The sequence below is a fragment of the Pseudomonas asiatica genome, from assembly GCF_009932335.1.
Lineage (GTDB): Bacteria > Pseudomonadota > Gammaproteobacteria > Pseudomonadales > Pseudomonadaceae > Aquipseudomonas > Aquipseudomonas asiatica.
Genome location: NZ_BLJF01000001.1, coordinates 1,665,013 through 1,678,689, shown reverse-complemented (window position 1 = coordinate 1,678,689; position 13,677 = coordinate 1,665,013). Strand labels below are relative to the sequence as shown.

The following is a 13,677-nucleotide window of genomic DNA, read 5'->3' as shown; positions in this document are numbered from 1 at the left end:
GTCGCGAAAGGGCCGCAAAGCGGCCCCAGGCTTGATGCGCAACAGTTGAAATTGCTGGGGCTGCTTTGCAGCCCTTTCGCGACACAAGGCCGCTCCCACAGGGATCGCGCCAGTTTTGGGAATTGAGCAAGGCCGTTGCTTTCACAAGGTGCGCAGAACAGATCCGGCGGCCTTGCAATACATTCGAAAATCCGTATATTCGAAAAAACATATACATTGAATGCCCCGCCATAGGCACCAGCTGCCCGCGCCGAGAACGCCCATGACTGACTCGCTGACCCCGACCCAGGTCTTCAAATGCCTCGCCGACGAGAACCGCATTCGGATGATGCTGCTGATCGCTCGCGAGGAAGAGCTGTGCGTCTGTGAACTGATCTGCGCCCTGGAAGAAAGCCAACCCAAGGTTTCTCGCCACCTCGCACAACTGCGCACCTGCGGCCTGCTTGAAGACCGCAGGCAGGGCCAATGGGTTTACTACCGCCTGCATCCAGAACTGCCCGCCTGGGTACGCGATGTGCTGGTAACCACGCTGGAAGCCAATCGCGAATGGTTGAGCACCAGCGCCAAACGACTGGACACCATGGGTGACCGCCCTCAGCGCGTCGCTGCCTGCTGCTGACCACTGCCGAGAAAAAAGGCATTTCTCGCATTGCCTTTCGAACAACTGGATGCAGCCCGGCTCAAGGCTGAGCTGGCGATCATCGGAACGCTCTGACGTTCAGGGAGATACACCATGAGCAAAAGCCGGCTTTCCTTCCTCGACCGCTACCTGACGGTCTGGATCTTCCTGGCCATGGGCCTGGGGATCACTCTCGGCAGCCTGTTCCAGGGGTTGCCAGCGTGGCTGAACAGGCTGTCGGTGGGCTCGACGAACATCCCCATCGCAATCGGCCTGATCGTCATGATGTACCCGCCATTGGCGAAGGTGAAATACGAGGAGTTGCCACAGGTCTTCAAGAACAAGCGCATCCTTGCCCTGTCGCTGATCCAGAACTGGGTGATCGGCCCGGTGCTGATGTTCGGGCTGGCAGTAGTGTTCCTTTCCGACAAGCCCGAGTACATGACCGGCCTGATAATCATCGGCCTGGCGCGTTGCATCGCCATGGTGCTGGTATGGAACCAGATCGCCGGCGGCAATAACCAGTACGTGGCCGGCCTGGTCGCCTTCAACAGCATTTTCCAGATTCTGTTCTTCAGCGTGTACGCCTGGATCTTCCTGGGCCTGCTGCCGCCACTGTTCGGCCTGGAAGGTAGCGTCATCGAGACCAGCTTCCTCGATATAGCCCAATCGGTGTTGATCTACCTGGGTATCCCGTTCCTGGCCGGTTTCCTGACCCGCAAGACCCTGATAAGCCGTAAAGGCGCCACCTGGTACCAGGAGCACTTCATTCCGAAAATCAGCCCGCTGACCCTCGTGGCGTTGCTGCTGACCATCGTTGCAATGTTCAGCCTGAAAGGCGACATGGTGCTGCAACTGCCGCTGGACGTGCTGCGCATCGCCATCCCGCTGACCATCTATTTCGTGGTGATGTTCTTCTTCAGCTTCTGGATGGGCAAGCTGCTGGAGGCCGACTACCCCCGCACCACTGCGCTGGCCTTCACCGCTGCAAGCAACAATTTCGAACTGGCCATTGCGGTGGCCATCGCCACCTTCGGCCTCGCCTCGCCGGTCGCGTTTGCCACCGTCATCGGGCCCTTGGTGGAAGTGCCGGTACTCATCTCGCTGGTTGGCGTGGCCTGGTGGCTCAAGCGTCGCTGGTTCGATCAGCCATCTGGCGCCTTGTCCCAGGAGTGAAACATGACCGAACACCACATTCCCAACATCGACAACGACCTGGTCGATCTGCCGACAGCCGAGAAACTGGCGATCGCGCAGCGGTCCACCCACAAGCCTCGCATCCTGCTGCTGTACGGATCGACCCGCGAGCGTTCGTTCAGCCGTCTGCTGACGGAAGAAGCGGCGCGCCTGCTGGAGCACTTCGGTGCCGAGACGCGCATCTTCAATCCGACCGGGCTGCCACTGGCGGATGACGTGCCCGATGACCACCCCATGGTCAAGGAACTGCGCGATCTGGTGTTGTGGTCCGAAGGCATGGTCTGGTGCTCGCCGGAACGCCACGGTGCAATGACCGGCGTGTTCAAGTCGCAGATCGACTGGATCCCCCTGAGCATGGGCGCCGTACGGCCGACCCAGGGCAAGACCCTTGCGGTCATGCAGGTATGCGGCGGTTCGCAGTCGTTCAACGTGGTCAACCAGCTGCGTGTGCTTGGCCGCTGGATGCGCATGTTCACCATCCCTAACCAGTCGTCCGTACCCAAGGCCTACCTGGAGTTCGACGAAACGGGCCGCATGAAACCGTCCCCGTACTACGACCGTGTCGTCGACGTCATGGAAGAACTGGTGAAGTTCACCCTGCTGTTGCGCGACCGCGCCGACTACCTAGTCGACCGCTACTCCGAGCGCAAGGAGTCGGCCGAGGAATTGTCCAGGCGTGTCAATCAACGATCCATCTGAAGTCACAACTCGAGAACAAGACCATGGCAATCAAAGTAGGCATCAATGGGTTTGGCCGTATCGGTCGCCTGGCGCTGCGCGCGTCCTGGGGCTGGCCGGAATTCGAATTCGTCCAGATCAATGACCCGGCCGGCGACGCCGAGACCCACGCCCACCTGATCAATTTCGATTCGGTCCACGGGCGCTGGGATCGTGAAGCCGGGGCAGATGGCGACTCGGTGGTGATCGAGGGCAAGCGCATCAAGGTCACCGCGAACAAGAACATTGCGGACACCGACTGGTCGGGCTGCGAGCTGGTCATCGAAGCCAGCGGCAAGATGAAGTCGGTAGCCGTGCTCCAGGCCTACCTGGACCAGGGCGTCAAACGCGTGGTGGTCTGCGCGCCAGTGAAGGAGAAAGGCGCGCTGAACGTGGTAATGGGCGTCAACCAGCACCTGTTCGACCCGGCGCAGCACCGTATCGTCACCGCCGCTTCCTGCACCACCAACTGCCTGGCCCCAGTGGTCAAGGTGATTCACGAGAACCTGGGCATCCGCCACGGCTCGATCACCACCATCCACGACCTGACCAATACCCAGAGCATCCTCGATACACCGCACAAGGACCTGCGTCGCGCCCGCGCCTCGGGCATGAGCCTGATCCCGACCACCACGGGCTCGGCTACCGCAATCGCCGAGATCTTTCCTGAACTGCGCGGCAAGCTGAATGGCCATGCCGTGCGTGTACCGCTGGCCAACGCCTCGCTGACCGACTGCGTGTTCGAAGTGGCACGCGAGACCACTGCCGAAGAGGTCAATGCGTTGTTGAAGGCGGCTGCCGAAGGCCCGTTGAAGGGTATCCTGGGCTACGAACAGCGACCGCTGGTGTCCATCGACTACCGCACCGACCCGCGGTCCTCCATCATCGATGCGCTATCGACCCTGGTGGTCAATGGTACCCAGGTGAAGATCTACGCCTGGTACGACAACGAGTGGGGCTACGCCAACCGTGCAGCGGAACTGGCCCGAATGGTCGGCACGGCGGAGTAACCGGCAATCATGAAGGCGTTGTCAGCCCTGCCTGCACACGTGCGTCAGTACCTGCTGGTTACCGGCAACTACTGGGCCTTCACCCTCACCGACGGTGCGTTGCGCATGTTGGTGGTACTGCACTTCCATACGCTGGGCTACACGCCGCTGCAGATCGCGGCGCTGTTCCTGTTCTATGAAGTGTTCGGCGTGATCACCAACCTGGTGGGCGGCTACCTCGGCGCCCGCCTGGGGCTGAATCGCACCATGAACATAGGCTTGGGCCTGCAGGTTCTGGCCCTGCTGATGCTCACGGTGCCGGCAGCCTGGCTGACAGTGCCCTGGGTGATGGCGGCACAGGCGCTGTCCGGCATCGCCAAGGACCTGAACAAGATGAGTGCCAAGAGCTCCATCAAGCTGCTGGTGCCAGGCAGCCAGCAAGGCACCCTGTACAAGTGGGTGGCCATCCTGACGGGCTCGAAAAACGCGCTCAAGGGCGTGGGTTTCTTCCTTGGTGGCGCCCTGCTCGCCCTGCTCGGCTTCACCCTGGCGGTGCTGGCCATGGCGACGGTACTGGCATTGATCTGGGTCGGCAGCCTGATCCTGCTGAAGAAGGACCTGGGCAAGGCCAAGGCCAAGCCGAAGTTCCGCGACATGCTGTCCAAGAGCCGGGCCATCAACATTCTTTCGGCCGCACGGCTGTTTCTCTTTGGCGCCCGTGACGTCTGGTTCGTCGTGGCTTTGCCGGTGTACCTGAGCACGGCTTTTGGCTGGGACTTCTGGCTGGTCGGCGGCTTCCTGGCTGCATGGATAATCGGCTACGGCATCGTCCAGTCGCTTGCCCCCCACATCACTGGCAAGAAACGCGGCCAGGTGCCCGACGGTCGCGCGGCTTTCATCTGGGCGATCGCCCTTGCCGGGCTGCCGGCGCTCATCGCCGTGGGCCTGTCGGCAGGCTGGTCGGCCCAGGGGATGGTGCTTGGCGGGCTGATGCTGTTCGGCGTGCTGTTCGCCGTGAATTCGTCGCTGCATAGCTACCTGATCGTCAGCTATGCCAAGGAAGACGGGGTATCGCTGGATGTGGGCTTCTACTACATGTCCAACGCGCTAGGGCGGCTGGTCGGTACGCTGCTTTCCGGCTGGGTATTCCAGGCTTACGGGTTGGAGGCCTGCCTGTGGATCTCCACAGTATTTGTTCTGCTGGCAGCATTGATATCGAGTGCATTGCCAAGGCATGCCAGCGATTGCAATTGACCCACTCAGCGTGTGCCATAGAATCGCGTCCCCCGAAATCTGCTCTCCAGCACGACAAAGTCAGGGGGCCGCTCGGTAAAGCGGCCCCCATCGGCGGATACCTTGGCGTTCAACGTTCTCGATTCTATTCGCTCAACAACTGGATGATTGTCTTGCCCTTGGCGCGGCCTTCTGCGACCTGGCGGAAGGCGTCGTTTACCTCGTCCAGTGCGAACCGTTGCCGGTCCACCCGTATCGTCAGTTGCCCCGCATCTGCCAGCTCGGCCGCCTCGCGCAGGATTGCGCCATGGTGTTCGCGGCCCTGGCCCGTGAGCAACGGGGCCAGGGTGAACACCCCCGAATAAGTGGCGCTTCTGAACGAGAGCGGCGCAAGACGGTGCGGTTTGGGCATCTCCCTCTCGCCACAATGGCTTTTCAAAGCAGACGTTGAACGCGGCAGCGTGCTAAGCGTGCTTGACGATTACAAAGCCACGGCACTGCCCGTCAGCGCGGTGTTCAGCCGCGAGCGGCGACATTCGGCACGGGCGATGGCCTTCATCGACTTTCTGCGCGAGCACCTGCACGGTCTTGCGCAAGAGCCGTAGGCCTGCGTCAGTCGAGTACACAGGCGTGGGGCAACATCAACAAACAATCTGGACCTGCTCATTCGGACCGGCTTCGCAGTGATGAGAAACGCAGCCGTCTCAGCGCTTGAAATGTTCCCGGATAATGTCCGCGAGGCCAGAAACGGAACGACTGGCATCCTCGACCGTCTGCAACCGCACGGCGAACGCGGGCAGTGTCGGTAACCCACATTCGGCTGCAGCCAGGCTGATATCTTCAGGAACGAGACTTCGCAGCCATGGCGTAACCGCCAGCCCGTTGCGAACCATGGTCAACGTGGTATCGACCGACGCATTTTCAAATACCACCTTTGCCACGATACCTGCTTCGCCAAGACACCGGAAAACGGTGTCGCGAAAGGCGCAATTCGCCGTCAGGAAGCACAGAGCCAATGGGCGCCGTGCCGATGCGGTCTCGTTGCCCAGCCACACCAGCTGATCAACAGCCAGGCGTTCGCCCAACTCGACATCAACCGGGCCTTGGCTGAGCACCAGATCGAGTTCGCCCGTGGCGAACACCTGGTCGAGGTCCACGGACGAAGCACTGAAGATCTTTACCTCGGCCTTGGGGAAGGCATCACCGAACGCCTTCAGCACGGGAGCAAGCGGCGCGCCGGCCATATCGAACGGGAGCCCGAGACGCACCGGGGCGTCTGATTCCCTGGCCCCGACACTGGCGCAAAATGCATCATGCATCCGCAGCAGGCGACGAGCGTCAGGCAACAACGACCTCCCCTGCCAGGTCAGGCTACTGCCTTGAGTGTCACGCATCAGCAATGGGCAGCCGAGGAATGCCTCCAGCCGCTTTATTCGCTGGCTGACAGCCCCTTGTGTCAGGTGCAGCCCTACCGATGCAACACTCATGCTTCCGGTATCCGCCACTTCGACAAAGGCCCTGAGCAGCGCCAGATCAAGGGTGTGGTTCTTGTTCATGCCAGGCCATTAGCAGTGTTAATACCGGTATTGTAATTCGTCGCTACGCAAAAGCCACGCGCCGCTCTAGATTGCAAGCCTCAGACTGACTTGCAGAAGGGAGTACGCGCATGATCAACACGGTGGACAGCATCAACCTGCAACATGAACTGGATACGCTGACCGGATACTGGAAGCCCAAGGTCATCGGCCGCGTCAACAACCATTTCATCAAGATTGCGAAATTGAAAGGCGCGTTCGTCTGGCATGCCCATGAACATGAAGACGAAATGTTTACGGTGGTCTCTGGCACGCTTCGCATCGAGCTCGAAAGCCGCACCATTGTCCTGAACGCAGGAGAATTCTGCGTGATTCCAAAGCAAATGCGACACCGGCCGATTGCCGAGGAAGAATGTGCAGTCATGCTGATCGAAACGGATACCACCCTCCACACCGGCGCAGAGACTTCATCACTCACGGTTTCGATAGAGGAGCAGTTATATCCGGCGTAATTCAGTCAACCGCGGTTCACGCCTTCAGGCGCACCGCGCAAATCGCCGGTGCAGGGAGAAAGCCGCACAGGTTGACTGTGCGGCGGGTTCAGTCACTTTTTGATGATGTTGTGTTCCGGGCCGTACGGGAACTTGGTGATGTTTTCACTGCCGTGCTCATTGACGATCAGGATGTCGTGTTCACGGTATCCGCCAGCTCCCGGCAGGCCTTCGGGCAGCATGATCATCGGCTCGATCGACACCACCATACCCGGCTCGAGTACGGTGTCGATGTCCTCACGCAACTCCAGGCCTGCCTCGCGACCATAGTAATGGCTCAGCGTACCGAACGAGTGGCCGTAACCGAACGTACGGTATTGCAGCAGATCGTGCTCCAGGAAGATCTCGTTCAGCTGCAGGGCGATGTCGCTGCAACGCATGCCGGGCTTGACCAGTTCAAGGCCAGCCTCATGCACCTTGACGTTGACCTCCCACAGGCGCAGGTGCTCATCGGAACAGTGGTCCAGGAAAAGCGTACGCTCCAGTGCGGTGTAATAACCAGCGATCATCGGGAAGCAGTTGAGGCTGAGGATGTCGCCCTTGTTGACCTTGCGCGAGGTCACCGGGTTGTGGGCGCCGTCGGTATTGATGCCCGACTGGAACCAGGTCCAGGTATCCATCAGCTCGGAGTCCGGGTAGGTGCGGGCGATCTCACGCACCATCGCCTGGGTAGCGTGCAATGCCACTTCGTACTCAGGTACCTGGTCACGCAGGGCCTCGACCACCGCAGCGCCACCGATGTCGGCTACCCGGGCGCCCTGGCGGATGATCGCGTGTTCTTCAGCCGACTTGATCATGCGCATGCGCATGCACGGCGCGGCGATGTCCACCAGCTCGGCCTGCGGGTAACGGCAGGCCAGTTTGTCCCGGTTCATCAGGTTCAGGTGGTCGAACTCGATGCCGATGCGCCCGGCCTTCGGCAGTGCCTGCTGAATCGCGACAAAATAGTTATCACGCTGCCAGTCGGTGTAGATGATGTTGTCGGTACCGACCGTACGGCGCCATGGCTGGCCACCATCGATGTTGGCACTGATCGACACGACGGCTTCCTGAGTGACAACCAGTGCATAGGGGCGGCCAAACGAGCAGTACAGGAAGTCGCTGTAGTAGTTGATATTGTGGTAGGAGGTAAAGACCGCAGCATCGATATTGTTTTGTGCCAGGTAAGTGCGCAACTTGGACTGACGGTTGGCATATTCCTGTTGCGAGAACGTCGGTTTGACTTTTTCGCCGTTCTTGATCTGAATGGTTTTTGGCATTTGCATGTTTTTTATTCCTTGTAGTTAACAGCGGAGAAACTTGTTTATCGGTGCCACTGGTGACCATTCGACCAGATAAGCCGAATGGTTTTTTGCGCGAATCCGACCCGTAAATGACCAGATCCGTCGCCCTGCAAACGAGGCCAAACACTGCAAAGGCGACGCAGAATCCGAGGCGCCAGCGCAATCAACCGATAGTGAGGATTCAGTGGGGTCGGTGCGCGAACAAGCGCTCGAGAAGTTGCCGCGAAACGCCGATCAGCGTTGCCAGTTCGCTGACTCCAAGCAGGTGGGATGTAGACGGCGGGAACAAAGCCAGGGTCTTCTTGACTTGTTCCGAAACACTGGCCGGTGCATGCACACATTTGATCTGGCCGACAGGCAGGTCTGCGTGATCGTCAACGGTGGGCAACCACCACGTCATCTGTTTTGCCGCACAGCGCACCTTCGGCCCCGATACACGGTGGCGCAGGTGCGGGGTGCCTGTGCGTGAACGCATTTCATCACCCGGGCAGACAATGAGTATATCCAGCGGTTTTGCCTGGCTCAGTTCCACGGTGGCCGTGGAAATGCCGTTGCTGGCCTTCAACGGCCGGCCGCCAAGGCTGATGATCTGCCACTGGCATACTTCGCACCGGGCAACTTCATTGGCGATGCGCAACGGCTCCAATGCGGCGGCTAATGCATAGAAATCAAACCCTTCACTCAACAGGAAACCAATGCGCACTGTGCTTGCCAATGGCTGGCCCACTTCGGTCAATTGCTGCATGTACTACCTCCAACTTTACCCACGCAGCGTCTACTGCGAACAGTAATATTGTCCCGGTAGTTGCTTGGCCAGATATGTCAGATTTCGACCCCTAATTGCCAGACAGAATGGGCAAGCAAATCAGTTCGTCCGACATGAACGTTTTCGCCGCCCCTGAACTCGTGAATCAACGCATGCCGTGACCTACGGGATAGAGCCACGGCAGCTTTTGTCAATTTCAGGTCGGAAACTGACAATTCCAGCCGATGGCGATCTGATCAAATTGGGACATCTGCTACTGCTGCAAACCGGACGAGCTTTTGCAATTACAAGAACATAGAGAGACCACCCGATGAACGATAGCGTTGTAATTGGCGAACTCACCTGGCCCGAGTACGCCCGGCGTGTTGCATCCGGCAGCACGATATTCTTGCCTGTAGGCGCCCTGGAGCAACACGGCCACCACATGTGCATGGAAGTGGATGTACTGCTACCGACCGCGCTGTGCAAGGCCGTAGCGCGCAATGTCGACGGCCTGGTGCTCCCCGCATTGGCCTACGGCTACAAGTCGCAGCAAAAATCGGGCGGCGGAAACCACTTTCCCGGCACCACCAGCCTGGATGGCGCAACACTGACACATACCATCCAGGACATCATCAGGGAGCTGGCCCGGCACGGCGCGCGTCAGCTGGTGATGATGAACGGGCACTACGAGAACTCCATGTTCATCGTGGAAGGCATCGACCTGGCGCTGCGCGAACTCCGTTATGCCGGCATCACCAATTTCAAGGTCGTGGTCCTGTCCTACTGGGACTTCGTCAACGCGCCTGAGGTCATCCAGGAACTCTACCCTGACGGATTCCTCGGCTGGGACATTGAACACGGTGGCGTCTTCGAGACTTCGTTGATGCTGGCCCTGCACCCCGAGAAAGTCGACCTGGCCCGTGCCATCGATCATCCGCCAGCCACCTTCCCCCCCTACGATGTGTTCCCGATCATTGCCGAGCGCACGCCGGCGTGTGGAACCTTGTCATCGCCAAAAGGCGCCAGCCGCGAGAAAGGCGAACTGATTCTGCGTGTCTGCACCGAAGGCATCAGCAACGCTGTCCGCGAGGCATTCAGTTAAGCGCCGCAACACCGCATTGATCTACCAGAGCACGATTCGCATTAGCTGTTAACCCGCCATCTATAACAACAAGGGTAATGATAATGTCCAGCCATTCAACTCTGGCCCCCGGCCTCAAGCAGCGCCACGTCACCATGCTCTCGATAGCCGGCGCTATCGGTGCCGGCCTTTTCATCGGATCGGGGCATGCAATTGCAGCGGCCGGCCCAGCGGCCATCCTGGCCTACATCATGTCCGGCACACTGGTTGTGCTGGTCATGCGCATGCTCGGTGAAATGGCAGTTGCTTCCCCTGATACCGGTTCGTTTTCCACCTATGCCGAACGCGCAATGGGTCGTTCGGCCGGTTTTACCATTGGATGGTTGTACTGGTGGTTCTGGGTGCTGGTCATTCCCATCGAGGCAATTGCCGCAGCGGCAATCCTGCATGCCTGGTTCCCCGCGATCGAAACCTGGGAATTCGCACTGGCCGTTACTGCCCTGCTCACCTTGACCAACTTGTTCAGCGTTGCGCGCTACGGGGAGTTCGAGTTCTGGTTCGCCATGCTCAAGGTCATCGCCGTACTGGCCTTCATCGCCCTGGGTGCGCTGGCCCTGACCGGCGTGGTGCCAAACCTCAGCGTCAGTGGCGTGGCCAAGCTGAGCAACGACTTCGGCGGTTTCATGCCCAACGGCATGGCAGCGGTGATTGGCGCCATGCTGACCACGGTGTTCAGTTTCATGGGCACCGAAATCGTCACCATCGCCGCCGCAGAATCCAAGGACCCCTCCAGACAGATCACCCGCGCTACCAACTCGGTCGTGTGGCGCATGGGCATCTTCTACATCGTCTCGGTGTTCCTGATCGTCTCGATCGTGCCCTGGAACGACCCCATGCTGGTGCAGGTCGGCTCCTATCAGAGGGCCCTTGAGCTGATGAACATCCCTCACGCCAAGATGATCGTGGATGTCGTCGTGCTGATTGCCGTGGCCAGCTGCCTCAACTCGGCAATCTACACCGCATCGCGCATGGTCTACTCGCTGAGCAGACGTGGCGACGGCCCTGCCGTTCTCCAGCGCACCTCATCGGCCGGTGTGCCATTCGTCGCGGTCATGGCCAGCACCGCTGTAGGCTTCCTTACCACCGCGTTGAACTACTTTGCGCCGGACGAGGTGTTCTCCTTCCTGCTGGCGAGTTCCGGTGCCGTGGCACTGCTGGTCTACCTGGCCATCGCGGTATCGCAACTGATCCTGCGCAAGCAGATGGCTCGTCGAGGTGAGGTCATGGCCTTCAAGATGTGGTTGTTCCCCTGGCTGAGCTACTTGGTCGTCGCCTCCATCATCGGGATTCTGGCAATGATGCTGATCATGCCCGGCCACCGCATGGAAGTAATGACAACCGGCGCGCTGGCAATTGCCATCGTGTGCATGAGTTCGATCTTCTCGCCCAGGAAGCGCCCACTGCCCCGTGTCGCAACCAAATCGGCCTGAGGCTGGCTCAGCCGCTTCGCCCTGCGAAGGCTATGCGTTCGCAGGGTGTCGCCTTTTTGCGTCAAACTGAAAACAGGGGGCGAATATCGGCCAGTGCGCACCCTGTAGCCTGATTGCTGCGTGTAGTATGCCGCCGCAGGCTTGGAGCCCTTTTACACAAAAAATTGCCTGTATCGGGAGACAGGCGCTGAACACGTCATCTTGCATTGTAGGAGTCGTATTGATGGCTACGCCGAGATCCTCCCCGCTGGCCACGGGTTACCCTGTCGATGCCCCCACACCCAAGATCGTCGGGTTTCTGGTGATCCCCAATTTCACCACCATCGGGTTCGCCTCTGCGGTGGAGACCTTGCGCATGGCTAACCTTGCTGCGCGCAGGGCCATGTTCCAGACACTGATCATCGCCGCCGACATGGAGCCGGTGAGCGCCAGCAACGGCATGCGCATCCTGCCTGAATACACCATCAAGGATGCGCCCAAGCTGGACATGCTGTTTGTGGTAGGGCCAAACCCCATCGTCTCCGACCACAATACCCGCGCCATCCTGAACTGGCTGCGCAAGCTCGCCCATGACCAAGTGGCATTGGGTGGCATTTGCACGGGTAGCCATTTGTTGGCGCGTGCCAATCTGCTCACGGGTTACCGTTGCACCATCCACTGGGAAGATATCGAAGCGCTGAAAGAGCGCTTTCCCGGGATCATCATTTCCAGCCAGTTGTTTGAACTTGACCGTGACCGGTACACCAGCTCGGGTGGGGTGGCATCAATGGACATGTGCCTGCAACTGATCGCACGCGAACCCGGCGGGCGAGAGATTGCCGAACATGCGGCCGAATTGCTGTTGTGCGACCGCGTTCGCAGTTCGCAGGAACGCCAGCGCGTGCCCCTGCGACAGCGGCTAGGGACGTCCCAACCCAAGCTCAGCCAGGTAGTCAGCATCATGGAGGCCAATCTCGAAGACCCTGTGACCCTGGAGGAACTGGCGCAGTTGAACGACATCTCAGTTCGGCAGTTGGAGCGCCTGTTCCACAAGCACCTGCAAAGTACCCCTAGCCAGTACTACCTTGAATTACGCCTGTCGCGCGCCCGACAACTGTTACTGCACAGCGAATCGCAAGTACGGGATATCGCCCTTGCCTGTGGTTTCGTTTCGCCGGCGCATTTCTCCAAATGCTACAGCCGTTTCTTCGGCGTCTCTCCCATGGGTGAACGCAAGCAGGTTGCTGCGGCTCAGTGCTGATCATCGACGAGTGCAACGAAGCGTCGGTGAAACAGGGATCGCAAGTGACCGCTTTGAACCGTTAGCTGCCCTTGCCAAGGGCGGCTAACGGCCAAAGGCAAATATCGCTGAATCAGCCCTTCAGGCACTGAGCAGTGCTTCGAGCTCGCCCTTTTGATCGAGGCGTTTCAGATCATCAAAACCTCCCACATGGACACTCCCCACAAAGACCTGCGGCACGGTCCTGCGCCTGGATCGCAGCAGCATCTCGGCCAGATGGTTCGGCGAAGCCTCGATATCGATTTCCACGGCACTGACCCCCTTGTGCGCCAGCAGTCGCTTGGCGCTCACGCAGTAAGGGCAGTGTTGGGTGGTATAGATTGTCACCTGGTTCATGTCGGTTGCCCTCCTAGTGTGCCAACGGCGGGAAGTCGATATCGGTGGTGGCGATGTTGTTCAGGTAGTTGGTCAGGGTCAACAGCGTGACCTGTGCCACCACCTCCACGATCTTGCCATCGCTGAGACCAGCCTCGCGTGCTGCGGCGACCTGATCGTCATTCAATTGGCCGCGGCTTTCGGTGATCTGATGCGCCAGCGCGGCGACCGCGCTGAGCGTGCCACTACGCGCCTGGCTAATGGCCTCATCGCTCAAGCCGGCTTTGGCACCAAAAAAGCTGTGTGCGGCCAGGCAATAGTCGCAACCATTGATTTCCGAGGTGGCAAGCGCAACCACTTCACGCTCCGCGGCGCTCAGTGAGCTCTTGCCCAGAGCCTGGGCGAGGCCCAGGTATCCATTGAGAGCGGCTGGGGAGTGAGCCAGGGTCTTGAAGGCGTTGGGTATGAAACCAAGGCCTTTCTGAATGCCTTCAAGGGCAGTGCGCGAGCCAGCAGGGGCCTGGTCCAGCGAGAGAGCAGCGATACGAGTCATGGTAGTTTCTCCAGTAGGGTGATTAACCAGCTTGTCGATCAAGCCTGGAGTCAATACTAGGGAAGACGACTATCCTTTCGGCTTCAG

General features: G+C 59.5%; 14 protein-coding genes and 3 pseudogenes. 11 read left to right on the top strand and 6 right to left on the bottom strand.

Features of this window, described 5'->3' with window-relative positions; translation table 11 throughout:
- Positions 1-262: 262 nt before the first annotated feature.
- The 6 genes and pseudogenes from GYA95_RS07935 (at position 263) to arsJ (ending at position 4,776) form a co-directional block, all read left to right on the top strand.
- Positions 263-619, top strand: coding sequence for a metalloregulator ArsR/SmtB family transcription factor (locus GYA95_RS07935; protein ID WP_013972227.1), 357 nt, complete (start codon positions 263-265; stop codon positions 617-619).
- Positions 620-628: 9 nt separating this feature from the next.
- Positions 629-715, top strand: a pseudogene (locus tag GYA95_RS28200) (arsenate reductase ArsC); the annotation flags it as partial.
- An 18-nt stretch (positions 716-733) separates the two neighbouring features.
- Entirely contained in the window at positions 734-1,795 is a 1,062-nt protein-coding gene (gene arsB, locus GYA95_RS07925; protein ID WP_015270079.1) for an ACR3 family arsenite efflux transporter, read from the top strand.
- A 3-nt stretch (positions 1,796-1,798) separates the two neighbouring features.
- Complete coding sequence (gene arsH, locus GYA95_RS07920; RefSeq protein ID WP_015270078.1) at positions 1,799-2,515, top strand: arsenical resistance protein ArsH; 717 nt, start codon at positions 1,799-1,801, stop codon at positions 2,513-2,515.
- Between the two features lie 23 nt (positions 2,516-2,538).
- A complete protein-coding gene (locus tag GYA95_RS07915; RefSeq protein WP_015270077.1) occupies positions 2,539-3,543 on the top strand; it encodes an ArsJ-associated glyceraldehyde-3-phosphate dehydrogenase in 1,005 nt (334 codons plus the stop codon).
- 9 nt (positions 3,544-3,552) lie between these two features.
- A complete protein-coding gene (arsJ, locus tag GYA95_RS07910; protein ID WP_015270076.1) occupies positions 3,553-4,776 on the top strand; it encodes an organoarsenical effux MFS transporter ArsJ in 1,224 nt (407 codons plus the stop codon).
- Positions 4,777-4,900: 124 nt separating this feature from the next.
- Here arsJ and GYA95_RS07905 read toward each other — a convergent pair.
- A pseudogene (locus GYA95_RS07905) lies at positions 4,901-5,221 on the bottom strand (zinc-binding dehydrogenase); the annotation flags it as partial.
- Here GYA95_RS07905 and GYA95_RS07900 point away from each other — a divergent pair.
- Positions 5,157-5,360, top strand: a pseudogene (locus GYA95_RS07900) (LysR substrate-binding domain-containing protein); the annotation flags it as partial. The pseudogenes GYA95_RS07905 and GYA95_RS07900 overlap by 65 nt on opposite strands.
- A 99-nt stretch (positions 5,361-5,459) precedes the next feature.
- Here the strand turns inward: GYA95_RS07900 and GYA95_RS07895 are convergent.
- A complete protein-coding gene (locus tag GYA95_RS07895; protein WP_015270073.1) occupies positions 5,460-6,311 on the bottom strand; it encodes a LysR family transcriptional regulator in 852 nt (283 codons plus the stop codon).
- 110 nt (positions 6,312-6,421) lie between these two features.
- On the opposite strand from GYA95_RS07895, the gene GYA95_RS07890 reads away from it, so the two are divergent.
- Positions 6,422-6,802 carry a cupin domain-containing protein gene (locus GYA95_RS07890; RefSeq protein WP_003256754.1) on the top strand — a complete coding sequence of 127 codons (381 nt, stop codon included), beginning with the start codon at positions 6,422-6,424 and terminating at the stop codon, positions 6,800-6,802.
- 92 nt (positions 6,803-6,894) lie between these two features.
- Here GYA95_RS07890 and GYA95_RS07885 read toward each other — a convergent pair whose 3' ends face one another.
- Together GYA95_RS07885 and GYA95_RS07880 are read right to left on the bottom strand one after the other, a co-directional pair.
- Entirely contained in the window at positions 6,895-8,106 is a 1,212-nt protein-coding gene (locus GYA95_RS07885; protein ID WP_015270072.1) for a M24 family metallopeptidase, read from the bottom strand.
- Between the two features lie 199 nt (positions 8,107-8,305).
- Entirely contained in the window at positions 8,306-8,869 is a 564-nt protein-coding gene (locus GYA95_RS07880) for a type 1 glutamine amidotransferase family protein (RefSeq protein WP_015270071.1), read from the bottom strand.
- A gap of 331 nt (positions 8,870-9,200) precedes the next feature.
- Between GYA95_RS07880 and GYA95_RS07875 the strand changes: the two genes are divergently transcribed.
- The 3 genes from GYA95_RS07875 to GYA95_RS07865 all read left to right on the top strand — a co-directional run bounded on the left by GYA95_RS07875 (position 9,201) and on the right by GYA95_RS07865 (position 12,683).
- Entirely contained in the window at positions 9,201-9,974 is a 774-nt protein-coding gene (locus GYA95_RS07875) for a creatininase (protein WP_015270070.1), read from the top strand.
- Between the two features lie 83 nt (positions 9,975-10,057).
- Positions 10,058-11,443 (top strand): GABA permease, encoded by a 1,386-nt coding sequence (gene gabP / locus GYA95_RS07870; protein ID WP_013972215.1) that lies wholly within the window; start codon positions 10,058-10,060, stop codon positions 11,441-11,443.
- Positions 11,444-11,666: 223 nt separating this feature from the next.
- Positions 11,667-12,683, top strand: coding sequence for a GlxA family transcriptional regulator (locus GYA95_RS07865; RefSeq protein WP_015270069.1), 1,017 nt, complete (start codon positions 11,667-11,669; stop codon positions 12,681-12,683).
- 120 nt (positions 12,684-12,803) lie between these two features.
- Here GYA95_RS07865 and grxC read toward each other — a convergent pair whose 3' ends face one another.
- Both grxC and GYA95_RS07855 read right to left on the bottom strand, forming a co-directional pair.
- Positions 12,804-13,058, bottom strand: coding sequence for a glutaredoxin 3 (gene grxC / locus GYA95_RS07860; RefSeq protein WP_015270068.1), 255 nt, complete (start codon positions 13,056-13,058; stop codon positions 12,804-12,806).
- Positions 13,059-13,071: 13 nt separating this feature from the next.
- On the bottom strand, positions 13,072-13,590 hold the full coding sequence (locus tag GYA95_RS07855; RefSeq protein ID WP_013972212.1) for a carboxymuconolactone decarboxylase family protein: 519 nt from the start codon (positions 13,588-13,590) through the stop codon (positions 13,072-13,074).
- Between the last annotated feature and the right edge of the window lie 87 nt (positions 13,591-13,677).